Annotated in this window: 23 protein-coding genes; 6 read left to right on the forward strand and 17 right to left on the reverse strand. The window is 64.3% G+C overall.

The window, feature by feature from the left end; genetic code table 11:
- Positions 1-7: 7 nt before the first annotated feature.
- Entirely contained in the window at positions 8-544 is a 537-nt protein-coding gene (locus ACOOEX_RS17940; RefSeq protein ID WP_420396105.1) for a GNAT family N-acetyltransferase, read from the forward strand.
- 6 nt (positions 545-550) lie between these two features.
- Here ACOOEX_RS17940 and ACOOEX_RS17945 read toward each other — a convergent pair whose 3' ends face one another.
- From ACOOEX_RS17945 to pyk, 5 genes are all read right to left on the reverse strand, one after another.
- Positions 551-1,570, reverse strand: coding sequence for an NAD-dependent epimerase/dehydratase family protein (locus tag ACOOEX_RS17945; protein WP_420396106.1), 1,020 nt, complete (start codon positions 1,568-1,570; stop codon positions 551-553).
- Positions 1,571-1,694: 124 nt separating this feature from the next.
- Complete coding sequence (gene rplT, locus ACOOEX_RS17950; RefSeq protein ID WP_071689416.1) at positions 1,695-2,057, reverse strand: 50S ribosomal protein L20; 363 nt, start codon at positions 2,055-2,057, stop codon at positions 1,695-1,697.
- A gap of 12 nt (positions 2,058-2,069) precedes the next feature.
- Entirely contained in the window at positions 2,070-2,270 is a 201-nt protein-coding gene (rpmI, locus tag ACOOEX_RS17955) for a 50S ribosomal protein L35 (protein WP_071689548.1), read from the reverse strand.
- Between the two features lie 111 nt (positions 2,271-2,381).
- Entirely contained in the window at positions 2,382-2,612 is a 231-nt protein-coding gene (locus ACOOEX_RS17960) for a hypothetical protein (RefSeq protein ID WP_420396107.1), read from the reverse strand.
- The gene (gene pyk / locus ACOOEX_RS17965; RefSeq protein ID WP_420396108.1) at positions 2,609-4,054 is read right to left on the reverse strand and encodes a pyruvate kinase; all 1,446 of its coding nucleotides are present in this window, start codon (positions 4,052-4,054) and stop codon (positions 2,609-2,611) included. The genes ACOOEX_RS17960 and pyk overlap by 4 nt, the downstream gene beginning before the upstream one ends.
- A gap of 143 nt (positions 4,055-4,197) precedes the next feature.
- Between pyk and ACOOEX_RS17970 the strand changes: the two genes are divergently transcribed.
- From ACOOEX_RS17970 to ACOOEX_RS17980, 3 genes are read left to right on the forward strand one after another with little or no spacing between them, the layout of a single operon-like run.
- On the forward strand, positions 4,198-4,935 hold the full coding sequence (locus ACOOEX_RS17970) for an N-formylglutamate amidohydrolase (RefSeq protein WP_420396109.1): 738 nt from the start codon (positions 4,198-4,200) through the stop codon (positions 4,933-4,935).
- A gap of 12 nt (positions 4,936-4,947) precedes the next feature.
- On the forward strand, positions 4,948-5,280 hold the full coding sequence (locus ACOOEX_RS17975; protein ID WP_420396110.1) for a 5-carboxymethyl-2-hydroxymuconate Delta-isomerase: 333 nt from the start codon (positions 4,948-4,950) through the stop codon (positions 5,278-5,280).
- A gap of 14 nt (positions 5,281-5,294) precedes the next feature.
- Positions 5,295-5,609 (forward strand): DUF1244 domain-containing protein, encoded by a 315-nt coding sequence (locus tag ACOOEX_RS17980; RefSeq protein WP_420396111.1) that lies wholly within the window; start codon positions 5,295-5,297, stop codon positions 5,607-5,609.
- A 5-nt stretch (positions 5,610-5,614) separates the two neighbouring features.
- On the opposite strand, the gene ACOOEX_RS17985 is transcribed toward ACOOEX_RS17980, so the two are convergent.
- Positions 5,615-6,304 (reverse strand): hypothetical protein, encoded by a 690-nt coding sequence (locus ACOOEX_RS17985; RefSeq protein ID WP_420396112.1) that lies wholly within the window; start codon positions 6,302-6,304, stop codon positions 5,615-5,617.
- 139 nt (positions 6,305-6,443) lie between these two features.
- Here ACOOEX_RS17985 and ACOOEX_RS17990 point away from each other — a divergent pair, with 139 nt between their 5' ends.
- On the forward strand, positions 6,444-6,890 hold the full coding sequence (locus tag ACOOEX_RS17990) for a rhodanese-like domain-containing protein (RefSeq protein WP_420396113.1): 447 nt from the start codon (positions 6,444-6,446) through the stop codon (positions 6,888-6,890).
- A 76-nt stretch (positions 6,891-6,966) separates the two neighbouring features.
- Here ACOOEX_RS17990 and yaaA read toward each other — a convergent pair whose 3' ends face one another.
- The 6 genes from yaaA to ACOOEX_RS18020 form a co-directional block, all read right to left on the reverse strand.
- The gene (gene yaaA, locus ACOOEX_RS17995) at positions 6,967-7,734 is read right to left on the reverse strand and encodes a peroxide stress protein YaaA (RefSeq protein WP_420396114.1); all 768 of its coding nucleotides are present in this window, start codon (positions 7,732-7,734) and stop codon (positions 6,967-6,969) included.
- Positions 7,728-9,782, reverse strand: a complete 2,055-nt coding sequence (gene recQ / locus ACOOEX_RS18000) for a DNA helicase RecQ (RefSeq protein ID WP_420396115.1) — start codon at positions 9,780-9,782, stop codon at positions 7,728-7,730. The genes yaaA and recQ overlap by 7 nt, the downstream gene beginning before the upstream one ends.
- Before the next feature lie 92 nt (positions 9,783-9,874).
- Entirely contained in the window at positions 9,875-10,204 is a 330-nt protein-coding gene (locus tag ACOOEX_RS18005) for a hypothetical protein (protein WP_420396116.1), read from the reverse strand.
- A complete protein-coding gene (locus ACOOEX_RS18010) occupies positions 10,201-10,863 on the reverse strand; it encodes an HAD family hydrolase (RefSeq protein ID WP_420396117.1) in 663 nt (220 codons plus the stop codon). The genes ACOOEX_RS18005 and ACOOEX_RS18010 overlap by 4 nt, the downstream gene beginning before the upstream one ends.
- Positions 10,860-11,432, reverse strand: a complete 573-nt coding sequence (rsmD, locus tag ACOOEX_RS18015; protein ID WP_420396118.1) for a 16S rRNA (guanine(966)-N(2))-methyltransferase RsmD — start codon at positions 11,430-11,432, stop codon at positions 10,860-10,862. The genes ACOOEX_RS18010 and rsmD overlap by 4 nt, the downstream gene beginning before the upstream one ends.
- A complete protein-coding gene (locus ACOOEX_RS18020; protein WP_420396119.1) occupies positions 11,429-12,634 on the reverse strand; it encodes an NAD(P)/FAD-dependent oxidoreductase in 1,206 nt (401 codons plus the stop codon). Before ACOOEX_RS18020 ends, rsmD begins: the two co-directional genes overlap by 4 nt.
- Positions 12,635-12,714: 80 nt before the next feature.
- Between ACOOEX_RS18020 and ACOOEX_RS18025 the strand changes: the two genes are divergently transcribed.
- Complete coding sequence (locus ACOOEX_RS18025; protein WP_420396120.1) at positions 12,715-13,203, forward strand: peroxiredoxin; 489 nt, start codon at positions 12,715-12,717, stop codon at positions 13,201-13,203.
- 33 nt (positions 13,204-13,236) lie between these two features.
- Here the strand turns inward: ACOOEX_RS18025 and ACOOEX_RS18030 are convergent, their stop codons facing one another.
- From ACOOEX_RS18030 to ACOOEX_RS18050, 5 genes are read right to left on the reverse strand one after another with little or no spacing between them, the layout of a single operon-like run.
- Positions 13,237-13,533, reverse strand: coding sequence for a 4a-hydroxytetrahydrobiopterin dehydratase (locus ACOOEX_RS18030; protein ID WP_420396121.1), 297 nt, complete (start codon positions 13,531-13,533; stop codon positions 13,237-13,239).
- Positions 13,530-14,720 carry a GNAT family N-acetyltransferase gene (locus tag ACOOEX_RS18035; RefSeq protein ID WP_420396122.1) on the reverse strand — a complete coding sequence of 397 codons (1,191 nt, stop codon included), beginning with the start codon at positions 14,718-14,720 and terminating at the stop codon, positions 13,530-13,532. Before ACOOEX_RS18035 ends, ACOOEX_RS18030 begins: the two co-directional genes overlap by 4 nt.
- A 49-nt stretch (positions 14,721-14,769) precedes the next feature.
- On the reverse strand, positions 14,770-15,105 hold the full coding sequence (locus ACOOEX_RS18040) for a hypothetical protein (protein WP_420396123.1): 336 nt from the start codon (positions 15,103-15,105) through the stop codon (positions 14,770-14,772).
- On the reverse strand, positions 15,102-15,854 hold the full coding sequence (locus ACOOEX_RS18045; protein WP_420396124.1) for a glycerophosphodiester phosphodiesterase family protein: 753 nt from the start codon (positions 15,852-15,854) through the stop codon (positions 15,102-15,104). The genes ACOOEX_RS18040 and ACOOEX_RS18045 overlap by 4 nt, the downstream gene beginning before the upstream one ends.
- The gene (locus ACOOEX_RS18050; protein ID WP_071689436.1) at positions 15,851-16,312 is read right to left on the reverse strand and encodes a RidA family protein; all 462 of its coding nucleotides are present in this window, start codon (positions 16,310-16,312) and stop codon (positions 15,851-15,853) included. Before ACOOEX_RS18050 ends, ACOOEX_RS18045 begins: the two co-directional genes overlap by 4 nt.
- Position 16,313: the final 1 nt, after the last annotated feature.

Below are 16,313 nucleotides of genomic sequence, written 5' to 3' on the forward strand. Positions count from 1 at the left end.
GGCTGACATGGACCTGTCGGACGGAAGCGCGTTCAGCGCGGATGCCATTGTGGCGCTGTTCACAAACAGCTTTGCCGCCTCGGAAGGGGCGGAGGAAGGCGCGCTGATCGGGGGACTGGTGGAACAGTTGCTGAAGACACCGGCTCAGGAGTTGCGCGTCTACACCGCCGCTGACGCGGGTCAGCTGATCGGCTGCATCTGCTTGACCCGGCTGACCTACCCTGAAGACCCGCGCCATGTGATGCTGCTGTCCCCGGTCGCGGTTGCGACAGCGGCGCAGGGCAAGGGCGTGGGTCAGGCACTGATCACGCACGGGCTGAACGCGCTTCGGGCCGAGGGGATCGACATGGCCATCACCTATGGCGATCCGGCGTTTTACGGACGGGTCGGGTTTAAAGCCCTCACGGAAGAGACAGCCCCGCCGCCCCTGCCACTGAGCCACCCCGAAGGCTGGATCGGTCAGTCGCTGTCTGGTGCGGATCTCTCACCTCTGAAGGGGCCATCTTCCTGCGTGGCGGCCCTGAACAAGCCCGATTATTGGTGACAAATCTCAGAGCCGCCCGATCCGCCTGAGTTCCGCGACCGTATCTCGGATACTGTCCTCGGTGCTGACATTGGGCTGCCAGCCAAGCACATCCCGCGCCCGCTGGTTCGACGAAGCAAAATAGCGGCCCTTGTTCAACGCCACGAATTCCGGCGTGATCAGCGGCGGCGCACCGATCAGGCGGCTGGTCATGCGGTTGAGGGCCGGGGCGATCGGGTACATGAAGTAGGGCACCGTCATCAGGGGACGCCCCACGCGCATTCCCTGGCTGCGCAGGATGTCGATGATCTCATCGAATGTCGGAAAGCGGTCATTGCACAGGATGAACCGGCCCGACACGTCCTGTTCCGCCGCCCGGATATGGCCATCGACCACGTCGCGCACATCGACGAAGGGCATGACGCCCCTGAACGACCCCATGCGTAGGGCGCCCTTGGCAATGGCCTCGATGTAATCGGTTGATTGTGTGGGCTTGTGAAAGGTGCCGCCAAAGATGCCCGCAGGCAGGACCGCGACCATGTTCACGCCAAGCTCCTCCGCCAGTTCCCAGGCCCGTTTCTCGGCCAGGGTCTTGGCGCGGATGTAAGGGACGCTCAGGTCTTCGGTCCAGTCGGCCTCGGTTTTCTTGTCCTCGGGCGAGGTGCCGAGCGGCAGGGTGACGGTCGAGGAGGTTAGCACCACCTTGCGCAGGTTGTTGGCGGCAGCGGCCCGGATCGCAGCCGTTGCGCCCTCGACCGCGTCGCGGACCATCTGGTCATCGGCTGCCGCGCCGGAGGTAACATAGCGATAGGTCGCCGCGACATGATAGAGCAGGTCGATCCCCTCGGTCGCAGCGCGGAACCCGTCAGCATCCTGCACGTCGAGCGACACGATATCCTGAACCCCAAGCGCCCGGAGCGGGCCTGTCTTCGCGGGATCGTTTGCATCGCGGACCGAAACCCGCAAATCCGCCCCGCGCCGCACAAGCTCTGCCGTCAGATTGAAGCCGACATGACCATTCGCCCCCGTCACCAGAACCTTGCCCATGACACCCCCTTTTTCCGTGCAACCCTGAGTGGCAAGTCTAGGCGCAGGACAGAGTGCATGGCAAAGAAAAACCCCGGCGGGATCGAACCTGCCGGGGTTTTCTGTTTCTCAGCAATAGGCCAGCTTAGGCCAGCGCGCCTTTCGCCTGGTCGACGATGGCACCGAAGGCTTCGGGCTCGTGCACGGCGAGATCGGCCAGAACCTTGCGGTCCACCTCGATGCCGGCCAGCGCCAGACCGTTGATGAAGCGCGAATAGGTCAGCGATTCGTCATGGGCGCGGACGGCGGCGTTGATCCGCTGGATCCACAGGGCGCGGAACTGACGCTTGCGGGCCTTGCGGTCGCGGGTCGCGTACTGGTTGGCCTTGTCGACGGCCTGGGTCGCGGTGCGGAAGTTGCGGCTGCGGGCACCGTAGTAACCCTTGGCGGCCTTGACGATCTTGCGGTGACGGGCGTGGGTGGTGGTGCCGCCTTTAACTCGGGACATTGTCAGGCCTCCTTAGCGTGCGTAGGGCATGTAACCCTTGACGATCTTCTCGTCAGGGGCGGACAGAATCGTGGTTCCCCGCGCGGTGCGGATGAACTTGGTGGTCCGTTTGATCATGCCGTGGCGCTTACCCGCCTGGCCTGCTTTGACACGGCCGGAAGCCGTGACCTTGAAGCGCTTCTTGGCGCTCGACTTGGTCTTCATCTTGGGCATTTTCGTCTCCAGTTCATTGGCTACGTTCTGGCGCGACTCGGCATGCCTCTCGGCCGGCCGCACCGGTTGGAGCGCGTCTGTTACCGGCAATCCGGGGACAAGGCAAGGGGGTCAGTTCATCACCCGCGACAAGACCGAGATGAAGGCATCGGGCACCTCGCGCCAGCCCTGCGGGTCTTCGAGCGACCAGTAGGCATAGACGAACACGCCAACACCCGCCGCCAGCGCCCCGAGCGCGATGGTCGGAAACTCCCCGTCCGACCAGACCGACAGGGCCGAGGCGATCGAAAAGAGGATCACCAGGGTCGAGAGAGTCAGCAGGAGGTCGGGGCTCAGGATCATTCCATATCGGTCGACATGATCAACCGCTCGTCACAGGGGGCGACGCGGATGATATTCGTTGTTCCCTGAACATTGAAGGGCACACCGGCAGTGACGACGATAAAGTCGGTCTCGGTGGCAAATCCCGCATCGCGGGCGGCGCGGGCCGCCGAGGTGACTGCCATTTTAAAGCGGGTTAGCTCGCCCGTCAGATAGCAGTTCATGCCCCAGGTCAGGCACATGCGGCGGGCCACATCGACGATTGGTGTCATGGCGATGATCGGAACGCGCGGGCGTTCACGGGCCACCAGCGCAGCGGTGCCGCCGGACTGGGTGAAGCAGCAAATCGCCTTGATATCCGTGGTTTCCGCGATTTCGCGGGCCGAGGAAACGATTCCATCGGCCACGGTGGACCGGGCCACCTTGCGGCTCGATTCGATGATGTCGCGATAGGTCGGGTCGGCCTCAACCTCGATGGCGACATTGGTCATGGTGGTGACCGCCTCGATCGGGAAGCCCCCGGCGGCGCTTTCGGCAGACAACATCACCGCATCGGCGCCTTCATAGATGGCGTTGGCCACATCGGTCACTTCGGCGCGGGTGGGGACCGGGCTTTCAATCATCGATTCGAGCATCTGGGTCGCCACGATCACCGGTTTGGCGGCGGCACGACAGGCCCGGACCAGCCGTTTCTGGATCGGCGGCACCGCCTGCACGGGCAGCTCGACCCCCAGATCGCCCCGCGCCACCATGATCCCGTCAGAAGCGGCGAGGATTTCGTCAAACGCCTTCACCGCCGCCGGTTTCTCGATCTTCGACAGGATCGCGGCGCGGCCCTTGGCCAGCCCGCGAGCCTCCTCGACATCTGCGGCGCGCTGCACGAAGCTGAGCGCCAGCCAGTCGACTCCAAGCTGGCAAACGAATTCCAGGTCCTTCCGGTCCTTGTCGGACAGGGCTGCAAGCGGCAGCACCACATCGGGCACGTTCACCCCCTTGCGGTTGGAAATCGCGCCGCCCGCGATGACCTTGCAATTGGCGAAATCCGCGCCGCAATCTTCCACCTGCAACTTGATCTTGCCGTCATTGACCAGCAGCGTCGAACCCGCCTCCAGTGCCGCGAAGATTTCCGGGTGGGGCAGTTGCACACGGGTGTGGTCGCCCTCGGCCTCGTTCAGATCAAAGCGGAAGGGGGCACCGTCTTCCAGTTCATAGGGACCATTTGCGAAGGTGCCGCAGCGCAGTTTCGGCCCCTGAAGGTCGGCCAGGATCGCAATTGGACGACCGGTATCCTTCTCGACCTGACGGATGATCGTATGACGCGCGCGGATTTCCTCGTGGTCGCCATGGCTCATGTTCAGGCGGAACACATTGGCTCCGGCCTCGAACAGGGCGCGGATCATCTCATAGTCGTTCGATGCGGGCCCGAGGGTCGCCACGATCTTGACGTTACGCTGGCTTTTCATGGTCTGACCCTCGTTTCTCTACGGCTTATGTTAGCGCTAGCAATCCAGTTGCCGCCCTTATGTCCCAAATCGCGGAACAAGACAACTGGCACTCGCGTCTAACCTGTCATATGTCCCTTTTGTCTATGAAGGATAACACGGAAATGACAGCCCCTTTCCACATCGAAGGGCATGAACGCGCCTCTCGTTGGCTGATCACCTGCGATCACGCCTCGAACCGGGTGCCCGACTGTGTGAATGGCGGCAATCTGGGTCTGCCGGATGAGGATATGAACCGCCATATCGCCTATGATATCGGCGCGGCGGGGCTGTCCCGTGTATTGGCGCGCGAGATGGGCGCGCCGGTGATCCTGTCGGATTTCTCGCGTCTGGTGATCGACCCCAACCGGGGGGAGTATGACCCGACGGTGTTGATGAAGCTCTATGACGGGTCGATCATCCCCGCGAACCGGGGGGCCGATGCAGCGGAACAGGAACGGCGGCTAGACGCGTTTCACCGGCCCTATCACGACGCGCTGACAGAACTGGCCGCGCTGCGCGATGACACGGTCCTGCTGGCCGTCCACAGCTTTACCCCGCAATTCAAGGGGCGCGAGATGCGGCCCTGGCATGTGGGTGTGCTCTATGCAGAGGATGACCGGTTGGCGGCGCCCTTGCTGGAACGGCTAAGGGCTGAGGCCGACATCTATGTGGGCGATAACGAGCCCTATTCCGGCCACCTGCCGGGCGACAGCATGGACCGGCACGGGGTTGAACCCGGCCGCCCGCATGTGCTGATCGAGCTGCGGAATGATCTGATTGCCACGCCGGAGCAGCAGGAGCACTGGGGCCAGCGTCTGGCCCCGATTCTGGACGGTGCCCTGACCGATGCCGGTTGCTGAGAGGACCCCAAGTTGCCCCATCTGACCCTTCAACATTCTGCCAATGTCGCCGTGGATCAGGCACTGTGCGAGGCCCTGTTTCAGGCATTGGCCGCCCATGAGGCCATTCCCCATCCCGAAAGCCTGAAAATCCGCACCCTGCCCTGCCCCCATTGGCGGATCGGGACCGAGCCGCAGAACTTCGCCCATGCCGACCTGTCGGTGCTGCCGGGCAGGGATGAGCCGACAAAGGCCGCCCTTGCGCGCTGCGTGCTGACCGTGCTGGAATCGCACCTGCCCGAGGTCGGTTCGCTGTCGGTCGACGTGAAGGACCTGAGTGCCGCCTATTGCAAACGCGTGCTGTGAGAAGGAGAGACCGCATGGACGACCAGACCCGTATCGAGATCGAAGCCGCCGCCTTCCGCCGCCTGCGCCAGCACCTGATGGACGACCGCCCCGACGTGCAGAATATCGACCTGATGAACCTCGCCGGGTTTTGCCGCAACTGCCTGTCGCGCTGGTATCAGGAGGCTGCGAATGAGCGTGGCATCGAGATGTCCAAGGACGAGGGGCGCGAGGCCTATTACGGGATGCCCTATGACGACTGGAAGGCGCAGAACCAGTCTGAGGCGAGCCCTGAAAAACAGGCTGCGTTCGAGAAGGCCTTTGCCGAGAATGTGCTGAAGAAGGGCTGAGGCCCTCAGTCGAGCCATGCAAATGCACGGGACAGGAAGGCGTCCGTGTCCTCCGTTACCGGCGTGCCATGGGCCATGACGACCTGTTTCGGCTGCCACGTGCTGATCTGATCGAGAGCGACGCGGGCGGCGGTTTTGTCCCGCGTGGCCATACGGAACTTGCGCGGCACCTTTGGCTCAACCCCGGTCATCAGATCCAGCCACGCCACCAACCGCCGCCAGCCGCGATACCAGCCCTTCGGCATCTGCTGAAGAAGATCGGTAAAGAGGACCGTGCCGCTGTCGCGGTGAAAGAACACGACCTCATCGGCGATGGCATTGGGGAAGATCACCTGATCAATCTGATCTCGCCAGTCGGAAGGCGAGATGTCGCCAAGATCGCTGGAGAAGTGCAGATCCCCACGCTTTACCCGCAGCCCCGGCGCGGCATGCAGCCGGACCCCGGGACAGAAATGCACCCAATCCGAAAGTGCCATGTGATGCAGCTTATTGGGCGCGACAATGTGCCGGACGGGGCCAAGCGGCTCCAATTCTTCCAGCAGGGCGGGGGTCAGGCGCACGGGTGACCAGAGCCAGAGACCGCCATCCGCAAGCCGCGCGATGGCCATACGCGTGGGATAGTGAAACCCCGCCGCTGCCCGAATATCCGGTCCGTCGACCAGCCAGAGGCCAGGGCCAAATGGGATCAATGTCATCGTGTTCCTCTCGCTGGTCTCACGGGTGCAGAGCAGATCACAGGCGCTGCGACAATGCCACCTGGTCCGTGCGGTTGAAGACATCGCCCCCCAGGACTAAATGCGCCGCATTGACAGTCCTCATTGCACGAGACCCTCCATGGACAGACGCCTTTTCCTCGCCTTCGGGTCCGCCGCCGCCTTGGCCCTTGCCGCCGCAGGTTTCCTGTTCGGTCGTGGGCGAGAGCCGGAAAACCTGACCCTTGCAGCGCTGTCAGGCGATGCTCTGGCCCAGGACGACTCGGTTCTGCTGGTCGATATCCGCCGACCGGAGGAATGGCAGCAAACCGGTGTCGTCGAGGGTGCGCTGCTGATCACCTATGCGGATCGTGACAGCTTTCTTGCCGCTCTGCGTCCGCATTTGCAGGAAGGCCAGAGCCTGGCGCTGATCTGCCGGACGGGTAACCGCACGTCGCGCGCCACGCGGCAGATTGCGGAGGCAGTTGACGCGCCGGTCATCGACGTGGCGGGCGGCATGGTGCGGGTGCTGCGCGAGGGCTACAGCCCCGTGGCGCCCACGCGGGATATGGGCTGCACGGTCTGTTGAGGGCGCCAACGCGCTTGAAACGCGTTCAAGGGCCTTGCAAGGCCCTTCCAAGCGGTTTGCAAACCGCTTTCCCGCCCTACGCTTCCGCCATCGCGGGCCGGTAGAAGGCAGGCTTGTCGGGGGTGCTCAGATCCGGTGCGTACCGGTACCCACCGGTGTCGAAGTCGAGAATGCCTTCGGGATCGCGCAGCCGGTTCTGGATGATGAAGCGGGCCATCGCGCCGCGCGCCTTCTTGGCAAAGAAGCTGACCACCTTGGGGCCGCCGGGCTTTTCCTCCAGGAACTGGGGCGTGATCACGCGGGGGCGCAAAACATCCGGCTTCACGGCGGTGAAGTATTCGACCGAGGCGCAGTTGATCAGCGTATCGGTCTTCAGACGGTCCGCCTCGGCGTTCAGGGCCTCTGCGATCTGCCCACCCCAATAGTCGTAGAGCGACCGGCCCCGGTCTGTTTTCAACCGGCTTCCCATTTCCAGCCGGTATTCCTGCATCGCATCCAGCGGGCGCAACAGGCCATACAGGCCGGACAGAATCCGCAGGTGGTCCTGGGCATAGGCCAGTTCCTCGGCATCGAGGCTGCCCGCCTCCAGCCCCGTATAGGTGTCGCCGTCGAAGGCCAGAACGGCGGGCCGCTTTTCGGCATGGTCGTGAAAGCGCGCGAAGCGGTCTCGGTTCAGTTTGCCAAGGCTCTCGCTAATATGCATGAGCTTTTGCAACTCGGCCACGGACAGGCCCTGCGCGATCTCGGCCAGCCGGTCGGCATCCTCCTGAAACATGGGCGGGGTCATCTCGATCTCCCGCGCGGTCCAGTCCAGCTTCTTCGCCGGTGAAATCACGATCAGCATTCGCTTCCCCTTATGACGTCGAGGAACGCCGGTCCGAAGCGTTCCACCTTCAAATCCCCCATGCCCGGGACGCGCGCGAGGTCTTCCAGCGTATCCGGGCGGCGTTCGGCGATCTGGCGGATCGTGGAGTGGGTGCAGGAGAGGTATTTCTCGGTCCCCATCTCGCCCCGCGCCAGGCCCACCTGCGCCTGCATCAGTTGGTCAAATATAGGGCCCGCATCGCGCCCGGCCAGCTTGCGGCGCTGCGGATGGGCTGCCTGCGTCGTTTCGCCGGTGATCACCTCCAGGAAGGTCGCGCCGTAACGCTCCAGCTTGGTTGCGCCCACACCGCCCACTTTGGCCATCTGGTCGAGCGTCGCGGGCCGGGTTTCGGTCATCTCGATCAGGGTCTTGTCGGTGAAGATCACATAGGCGGGCACCCCGGCCTCTTCCGCCAGCGCCCGGCGCTTGGCCTTGAGGGCGGACAGCAGCGGCGCGTCTTCTTCGCTGACCAGCATCTTCACCGCCGGGCGGCGTTCGGTCTTGCGGATCGTGTCGCGCCTGAGCGTGATCCCTTCCTCGCCACGCAGGATGGGACGCGCCTTGTCGGTCATGAAAAGCGCGCCGTGCCGGTCGGGATCGGGGCGTACGAGGTCATGGGCCGCCATCTGCCGGAACACCGCCTGCCAGCCGCGCCGGTCGAACTCCGTGCCCACGCCAAAGGTGGGCAAGGCGTCGTGGCCCCGCTGGCGGACCTTGTCGGTATCGGCCCCGATCAGGATGTCGATCAGATGCCCCGCGCCGAAGCTTTCGCCGGTGCGCAGCATGGCCGAGAGCGCCTTTTGCACCGCCACGCCGCCTTCGAACAAGTCGGGCGGATCGTTGCACATATCGCAATTGCCACAAGGCGCGGGGTCTTCGCCAAAATAGCCAAGCAGCACCTGACGACGGCAGCCCGTGGCCTCCGCCAATCCAAGCAGCGCGTTCAACCGTGCGTGATCGGCGGATTTGCGGTCGGGCGGGGCGAGGCCCTCGTCGATCTGGCTGCGGCGAAAGCGGATGTCGTCGGGGCCGAAGAGGGTCAGCGTGTCGGCGGGCGCACCGTCGCGGCCAGCGCGGCCGATTTCCTGGTAATAGGCTTCAATGGATTTGGGCAGGTCCGCATGGGCCACCCACCGGATATCGGGCTTGTCCACGCCCATGCCGAAGGCGATGGTCGCCACCACGATCAGCCCGTCCTCCTGCGCGAAACGGGTTTCGACGTGGCGACGATCCCCGGCCTCCATCCCGCCGTGGTAGTGACAGGCTGTATGCCCCGCCTCGCGCAGCGCCTGCGCCAGCGTTTCGGTCTTGGCGCGCGTACCGCAATAGACAATCCCGGACTGTCCCTTGCGGGCGGCGGCGAAGGCAAGGATCTGCTGGCGCGGCTGGTTCTTGACGTCGAAGGCGAGGCTGAGGTTGGGCCGATCAAAGCCGCGCAGGAAGGTTTCGGGCGGGTTCGTTTCGGAAAAGAGCCGGGTGACAATCTCGGCCCGCGTTTCGGCATCCGCCGTCGCGGTGAAGGCGGCAAGCGGCACGTCCAGCGCCCGGCGCAGGTCCCCGATGCGCAGGTAGTCGGGGCGGAAATCGTGGCCCCACTGGCTGACGCAATGGGCCTCGTCCACGGCGATCAGGCTGACGCCAGCACGCGCAAGCATCCGCTCGGTGCCACCGGAGGCCAGCCGTTCCGGGGCGAGGTAGAGCAGTTTCAGCGTCCCGTCTTCCAGCCCTCGCCAGACCGCATCGGTTTCTTCCTCGGTGTTGCCGGAGGTCAGCGCCCCTGCCTCGACCCCGGCCTCGCGCAGGCCCCGCACCTGGTCGCGCATCAGCGCGATGAGGGGGGAGATGACGACAGTAAGCCCCGCGCGGCAGAGCGCGGGAAGCTGGAAACACAGCGACTTGCCGCCGCCCGTGGGCATGATTGCCAGCACGTCGCGGCCAGCGGTCACGGCCTCCACGATCTCCTCCTGCCCGGGACGGAAGGCGGAGAACCCGAAGACGGAAGATAGCAAATCGGAAGGGGCCGGCATGGGTTTGCGGTCGGGCTGCTCTGCTGTGTTCTGATTGTCCGGGACGGTCGCATATTGTGGCCCGGGGGACAAGGACCGCCAGGCGTGGTTGTTCAGGCTTTCCGTAGGTCAACCAGCCCGTGCAGATGGGCCAGCGGCAGTTCCGGCATCGGTTCGGCCACCACGCCGCCAAAACGAGCCTCATGCACCAGAACGGGACGGTCATGGATCAGGCACAGAACGCGGGTTGCATCGTGCCAGTCCTCCTGCCCGCTGATGCGCCAGACCAGCCCGCCGCTGAGCGAGGCATTGGCGAATTCGAGCGGCCGCCCATGGCCATCTCGCGCCAGCCCGAGACAGTCGGTGCAGAAATGCCAGGGGTATCTGGGGAAGGCCTTCTGAGCGGCCCCGCAGCCTGGGCAATGGTGATCGAGCAGGATCATTCCGCAGCCTCCCCCAACCCGATCAGCCCCGGAACGGCGAACATGCTGTCGAAAACCTCGGCCCCGACAGCCGACAGCCGCGCACCATCATCATTGGCAGCATAGCCCAGACAGCGCATACCCGCACGGGCGGCAGCGGTTGCCCCGGTGGCGCTGTCTTCCACCACGACGGCGCGGGACGGGTTCACGTCGAAATGGGCGGCGGCGGCGAGGTAGAGGTCTGGGTCGGGCTTGGCTGTCTTGAGCGTATGGGCCGAGAAGATGGCCCCCTTGAACCGCTCCAGCAGGCCATTCTGGCCAAGCGTGATTTCCATCTTCGCTTCACTGCCGTTTGATCCGACCGCGCAGGGAATGCCCTCGGCTTCGAGATGGTTCAAAAGCTCCGGGATGCCGGCGATCACGTCCACACCGAGGCGAAGGGCTGCATAGGTCTCGGCATAGATTTCATCGACCCAGTCGGATGGCAGATCCGCCCCCATCCGGCGCGCCTGTTCCCCAACCCCGCGCATGGTGCCGCCGACGAACAGTTCCATGCTGCGTTCCAGCGTCATGGGCAGGCCGTGCCGGGTCAGGTTCTCTACCAGAACCCGGTTCGACACGGTCTCACTGTCCACGAGCACCCCGTCGCAGTCGAAGATCACCAGATCGGGGCGGGTCATGTGGGCGTCCCTTCGTATCGCAGGATGGTGATCAGCGTGTCGCCATAGCGGCGCTGGTCGAGCTGTTCGCAGCTTTCGGGCGGATTGGGCGCGGTGTTTTCTTCCCACACGAACAGCGCGTCGGGGGCCAGCCAGCCGCCCGCGATCGCCGCTGACAGCGCCCTCTCGCCAAGGCCCTTGCCATAGGGCGGGTCGAGGAAGATCAGGTCGAACGGCGGTTGCTGCGCCTCCCCCAGTTTCGTTGCATCCCGGCGGAAGACCTTTGACGTGCCCTGCGCGGAACAGAGCCCGATATTTTCCCGCAGCAATGCCCGCGCGGTGGTGCCGTCATCGACGAAACAGCAGAAGGCCGCGCCACGCGACAAGGCCTCCAACCCTAGGGCACCGGTCCCGGCAAACAGGTCCAGCACGCGGGCGCCCGTCATGGGGTCGCCGTATCCGCCATTCACCAGCAGGTTGAAGAGGCTTTCGCGCACCCGGTCGGAGGTGGGGCGCAGATGCGCGCCCGCGTCGCCCTTGCCGACCGAGGCGAGCCGCTTGCCCTTGTTCTTGCCCGCGATGATCCTCACGCTTTCAGCAATGCCTTCAACTCGGTCGCCGGATCGGCCACTGCCGCCTTGTCAGGCGACTTGCCCATCGACAGAAGCCGCTTGCCCACCATGTAGCCGCGCGGGTCGTTGATGGCATCGACGGCAAGGAACTGGTCGCCCTTGTAGTACCAGAAGGACAGGGTGCCTTCGGCCTCTCGTGTCACGATGTCGTCGTAGCCGGTGTTGAGCCCGGCGATTTGCAGCTTGGTGTCATACTGGTCGGACCAGAACCACGGCTCTGGTACATAATCCTTGTCTGCCCCCATGATATTCGCCGCCACGCATTCGGCCTGATCAATGGCGTTCTGCACGCTTTCCAGCCGGATGCGCGCGCCCTTGTAGGGGAATGATGCACAGTCGCCTGCGGCCCAGATCGACGGGTCTGAGGTTCGGCCATGGGAATCAGTCCTGATGCCGTTATCCAGATCGACCCCGGCCATTTCGGCGGGGCCGGTGACGGGCACGATACCCACGCCGACGATCACCATGTCGAGGGTCAGTTCGGAACCGTCAGAAAGCACCGCGCCAGACACGCGCCCCTCGCCGGTTAGGCGAGTCAGGCCCACGCCCTCGCGGATGTCGACGCCGTGCCCCTTATGAAGCGCGCGGAAATAGTCGGAGGTCTGGGGGCTGGCCACGCGCTGAAGGATACGCTCGGCCATTTCCACCAGCGTGACCTGCATCCCCTTCTTGGCGCAGACCGCCGCCGCCTCCAGCCCGATATAACCGCCGCCGACGATCAGAACCCGGCGACCTTCGGTCACTTCGGGGGCCATGGCGTCCACATCCTTGAGGTCGCGGACGGTAAAGACGCCCCCCAGATCGCCGCCGATGCTCGCTGGCAAACGGCGCGGAATGGACCCGGTGGTCAGCGCCAGATGGTCATAGGACAGGGTTTCACCGCCCAAGGTCACGGTCTTGGCTGCCGCGTCAATCGCCGTCACTGGCTGGCCGAGTTTCAGCGTGATCCCGTTGTCGCCATAAAAAGCCTCCGGCCGCAGGAACAGCCGTTCCTTGTCCATTTCGCCCAACAGATAGGCCTTGGACAGCGGCGGGCGCTGATAGGGCGGCGCGTTTTCTTCGCCGATCAGGGTGATTTGACCCTCGAACCCCGAGGACCGCAGCTTCGCCACCAGCGACGATCCGGCCTGACCGGCCCCGATCACGACGACATGTGACATGAATTTCCTCCCGCGCTCTGGCACCTGCCAGCCATTGATCTATATCGCTTGCGTAAACCAATCAGCCAACGAGGAAAACCATGGCGATTAGTGTCGGTGACAAACTGCCGGAAACCACCTTCTTGATCTTCGGTGAAAACGGCCCCGAGGCCGTCGAACTGGCCCCGAAACTGAAGGGCCGCAAAGTGGTGATCTTCGGGCTTCCCGGTGCCTTTACCCGCGCTTGCGATGCCACCCACCTGCCCAGCTTCATCCGCACCCGCGCGGGCTTTGCCGAAAAGGGCGTGGACGAGGTGATCTGTGTGTCGGTCAACGATCCCTTCGTCATGGCCGCCTGGGGCGAATCGAGCGGCGCGACGGCGGCTGGCATCACCATGCTGGGCGATCCGGCGGCAGAATTCACCAAGGCCATCGGGCTTGACTTCAGCGTGCCCGCAATCGGCCTGCTGGACCGCTGCCAGCGCTTCGCGCTGATGGCCGAGGACGGGGTCGTCAAGGTCCTGAACCTCGAAGAGGAAGGCGGCGCTTGCAAGCTGACCGTCGGCGAAGAGCTTCTGGAAAAGATCTGAGGATCGGAAGGGCGCCCGTCGGGCGCCTTTCCCTTATCCGACCAGCGCGTCCATTTTCCGGGCCAGCTTCACATCGCGCGCGCTCAGCCCCTCCACGTCATGGCTGGTCAGCGTGACCTCCACCGTCTTGTAGACATTGGACCATTCCGGGTGGTGGTTCCATTTCTCGGCCCAGAGCGCGGCGCGGGTCATGAAGCCAAAGGCCTCGATAAAGTTGCGAAAGGCAAAGGTCTTGGCGATGGCATCGCGGCCCTCGACCATGTGCCAGCCGCTGTCCAGCAGCGGGGCAAGGGCGGCGTCACGGTCTTCTTCAGTCAGTTTGTCGGTCATTCCTGTTCCTCCACCTTTGCCTTTCGGAAGGGGCCGAAAGCCGTAAGAATCTCGATATCCTCCTCCACCGCTGCGCGTTCGGCCTCCAGATAATCCTCCACTGCGTTCGAAAAGCCGGGGTCGGCGATCCAGTGCAGGGAATGGGTCGGCACCGGCAGATAGCCGCGCGCCAGCTTATGTTCGCCCTGTGCGCCTGCCTCGACACGGGCCAGACCCCGCCCGATGGCCGCGTCGATGGCCTGATAATAGCACAGCTCGAAATGCAGGCAGGGGTGATGTTCCATGCAGCCCCAGTAGCGGCCAAAAAGCACCTCGCGCCCGATGAAGTTGAGCGCACCCGCCACAGGCATCCCGTCGCGCATCGCCAGAACCAGCAGTACGTCGTCGCGCATGGTCTCTTGCACTAGATCGAAGAACCTGCGCGTCAGATAGGGCGAGCCCCACTTGCGCGCGCCGGTATCCTGATAGAAGCGCCAGAAGGCATCCCAGTGCTCGGGCCGCAGATCATCCCCGGTCAGCGAAACGATATCCCCCCCGAACCCCTGCGCCTGCGCGCGTTCCTTGCGGATCGTCTTGCGCTTACGCGAGGAAAGCGAGCCAAGGAAATCGTCGAAACTGCCATAGCCCGCGTTTTCCCAATGGAACTGCTGCGTGGTCCGGCGCAGAAGGCCAATCCGCGCACCAGCCTCGGCCTCCTCGCCCGTGCAAAAGGTGATGTGTAGCGAGGACAGCCCGTTATCCTCGGCCACCTGCACCGCCCCCTGCACCAGCGCGGCGCGGCCCACATCGTCCCACCCCGGCCGGGTCAGAAAGCGCCGACCGGTCGCGGGCGTGAAGGGCACCGCCATTTGCAGCTTGGGGTAGTACCGCCCGCCAGCCCGTTCATAGGCATGGGCCCAGTTGTGGTCGAAGATATACTCGCCCTGGCTGTGCCCCTTGGCGTAAAGCGGCGCAGCGGCAATCACCTGCCCCGCTGCCCGCGCCATCAGATATCGCGGCTGCCAGCCAGTTCCCGGCCCGACAGACCCGCTGTCCTCCAGCGCCTTCAGGAACCGGTGCGTGGTGAACGGGTCCAAAGGTGGGCCACCATCGGCAGCTTCAGGGCAGGCGCAGGAATCCCACTCCCCTGCCGGGATATCCGACAGGCTGGCAAAGGCCGTGATCTCGATTGCGGTATCGCCGTCCATGATTGCCCCGTCTGCGTCCCTTCACAAGATGGGCCTTGGCGCGAGAAGATCAATCATCCGGATCGGGGGACATCCGGATCAGGCCAAGGCACAGACCTGCCATGCTCACCAGACCAACGGCCCCGGCCAGAGGCAGGGCGCTGATACCGTCCTCCGCCATGTAAAGGCCAAGCAGGATCAACCCCGCCATATCCAGCGTCAGGGCGGTGGCTGCAGAGCTCAGCGCCGTGACAAGCGCTGCGAAGGCCAGAACCGGGATCACCAGCGCGAGGGACGGCCCATCCACAGCATTCAGGGCAACCCGCAACTCCCCCCGGAACGCCGATAGCAGCAGCACAAAGGTCAGTACCGCAACAAGGCTGTGGGTCGTGCGCAGGATGGTCATGGAAGATACCCCTCAAATGTCACATTATCTGCGATCCGCCGTGCCTCGGCCTCCGCCTCTGGCGAGCGGATCGTCCAGCACAGAACCGGGATGCCACGCGCCTTCAGTGCGGTCACCGCCGGGTCGGACAAGTCCTTGTGATAATGGCTTATGAAAGAACAGCCTGTCGCGTCAAATCCGTCCAGGGCGCGAAACCGGTCCAGAATCGCCGGCCCCAGTGGGGTCCATTCCGGGTCGCCATAGCTGCCACTGGTCAAGCCACGCGGGACATCGGGGGCGGCTTTCGCCAAGGCCGCAACCGAGGCGGGGTTGAAGCTCATGACCGCCACTGGGCCCTCGTAGTCGACCAGATCGGCGGCCACGGCCCGCTCCAGCGCACCATCCACCGGCCCCATGATCCGCGACTGTTCTTTGATCTCCAGCAGGATCGGCACCCGTCCAGCCACAAGGTCCAGAACCTCGGGCAGCCGGGGAATACGGTCCTCGCTGCTGGCAAGCGTAATCCGCCCCAGATCCTCCGCGCTGCGCAGCTTCACCTGCCCGGTTTCGCCAGTGACGCGGTCCAGTTCATAGTCGTGAAAGACCATGGCCACGCCGTCCGACGAAATCTGCAGGTCAAGCTCCAGCCCATAGCCCGCATCGAGCGCCGCCCGCACCGCGGAAAGCCCGTTTTCAGGGCGCCCCTTGGTCACGTCATGCAGCCCCCGATGCGCAATCGGCGCAGCCAGGAAGGCAGGATGCAGGCTCATGCGATCTGGAAGATCCCCTCGATCTCCACCGCCACGCCAAGCGGCAGGGACGCGGCGGAAACGGCGGATCGACTATGACGACCGGCATCCCCCAAGGCCTCCACAAGGAAGTCGGAGGCCCCGTTCACCACCTTGGGCTGGTCGGTGTAGTCGGCGGTGGAATTGACGAAGCCGGTCAGCTTGATCACCCGCACCAACCGGTCCAGATCGCCGCCACAGGCCGCCTTGACCTGCGCCAGCAGGCTGATCGCGCAACGCCGCGCGGCGGCCGCCCCTTCTTCGGTTGCCATGTCATCACCGACCTTGCCAGTGATCAACCCGTTCTCGTCGGTGGAAATCTGCCCCGAAACATAGACGATGTCGCCCACCACCACGAAGGGCACGTAATTGGCCGCCGGGGCCGGGGCATCGGGCAGGGTGATCCCCATCTCGGCCAGTCTGGCCTCAAAATTGCTCATC

The sequence above is a fragment of the Nioella sp. genome, assembly GCF_965215655.1.
Classification (GTDB): Bacteria; Pseudomonadota; Alphaproteobacteria; order Rhodobacterales; family Rhodobacteraceae; genus Nioella.

Bases quoted from the DNA above. Each gene is read 5' to 3' on its own strand.
- ACOOEX_RS18010 (WP_420396117.1), bottom strand. From the start codon at position 10,863: ATGACCCGCCCCGATCTGGTGATCTTCGACTGCGACGGGGTGCTCGTG.
- ACOOEX_RS18035 (WP_420396122.1), bottom strand. From the start codon at position 14,720: ATGGACGGCGATACCGCAATCGAGATCACGGCCTTTGCCAGCCTGTCG.
- ACOOEX_RS17985 (WP_420396112.1), bottom strand. From the start codon at position 6,304: ATGACATTGATCCCATTTGGCCCTGGCCTCTGGCTGGTCGACGGACCG.
- ACOOEX_RS18045 (WP_420396124.1), bottom strand. From the start codon at position 15,854: ATGAGCCTGCATCCTGCCTTCCTGGCTGCGCCGATTGCGCATCGGGGG.
- ACOOEX_RS18030 (WP_420396121.1), bottom strand. From the start codon at position 13,533: ATGACCGACAAACTGACTGAAGAAGACCGTGACGCCGCCCTTGCCCCG.
- pyk (WP_420396108.1), bottom strand. From the start codon at position 4,054: ATGAAAAGCCAGCGTAACGTCAAGATCGTGGCGACCCTCGGGCCCGCA.
- ACOOEX_RS18005 (WP_420396116.1), bottom strand. From the start codon at position 10,204: ATGATCCTGCTCGATCACCATTGCCCAGGCTGCGGGGCCGCTCAGAAG.
- ACOOEX_RS17990 (WP_420396113.1), top strand. From the start codon at position 6,444: ATGGACAGACGCCTTTTCCTCGCCTTCGGGTCCGCCGCCGCCTTGGCC.
- yaaA (WP_420396114.1), bottom strand. From the start codon at position 7,734: ATGCTGATCGTGATTTCACCGGCGAAGAAGCTGGACTGGACCGCGCGG.
- ACOOEX_RS17980 (WP_420396111.1), top strand. From the start codon at position 5,295: ATGGACGACCAGACCCGTATCGAGATCGAAGCCGCCGCCTTCCGCCGC.
- ACOOEX_RS17940 (WP_420396105.1), top strand. From the start codon at position 8: ATGGACCTGTCGGACGGAAGCGCGTTCAGCGCGGATGCCATTGTGGCG.
- rpmI (WP_071689548.1), bottom strand. From the start codon at position 2,270: ATGCCCAAGATGAAGACCAAGTCGAGCGCCAAGAAGCGCTTCAAGGTC.
- rplT (WP_071689416.1), bottom strand. From the start codon at position 2,057: ATGTCCCGAGTTAAAGGCGGCACCACCACCCACGCCCGTCACCGCAAG.
- ACOOEX_RS17960 (WP_420396107.1), bottom strand. From the start codon at position 2,612: ATGATCCTGAGCCCCGACCTCCTGCTGACTCTCTCGACCCTGGTGATC.
- ACOOEX_RS18050 (WP_071689436.1), bottom strand. From the start codon at position 16,312: ATGAGCAATTTTGAGGCCAGACTGGCCGAGATGGGGATCACCCTGCCC.
- recQ (WP_420396115.1), bottom strand. From the start codon at position 9,782: ATGCCGGCCCCTTCCGATTTGCTATCTTCCGTCTTCGGGTTCTCCGCC.
- ACOOEX_RS18020 (WP_420396119.1), bottom strand. From the start codon at position 12,634: ATGTCACATGTCGTCGTGATCGGGGCCGGTCAGGCCGGATCGTCGCTG.
- ACOOEX_RS17945 (WP_420396106.1), bottom strand. From the start codon at position 1,570: ATGGGCAAGGTTCTGGTGACGGGGGCGAATGGTCATGTCGGCTTCAAT.
- ACOOEX_RS17970 (WP_420396109.1), top strand. From the start codon at position 4,198: ATGACAGCCCCTTTCCACATCGAAGGGCATGAACGCGCCTCTCGTTGG.
- ACOOEX_RS18025 (WP_420396120.1), top strand. From the start codon at position 12,715: ATGGCGATTAGTGTCGGTGACAAACTGCCGGAAACCACCTTCTTGATC.
- ACOOEX_RS18040 (WP_420396123.1), bottom strand. From the start codon at position 15,105: ATGACCATCCTGCGCACGACCCACAGCCTTGTTGCGGTACTGACCTTT.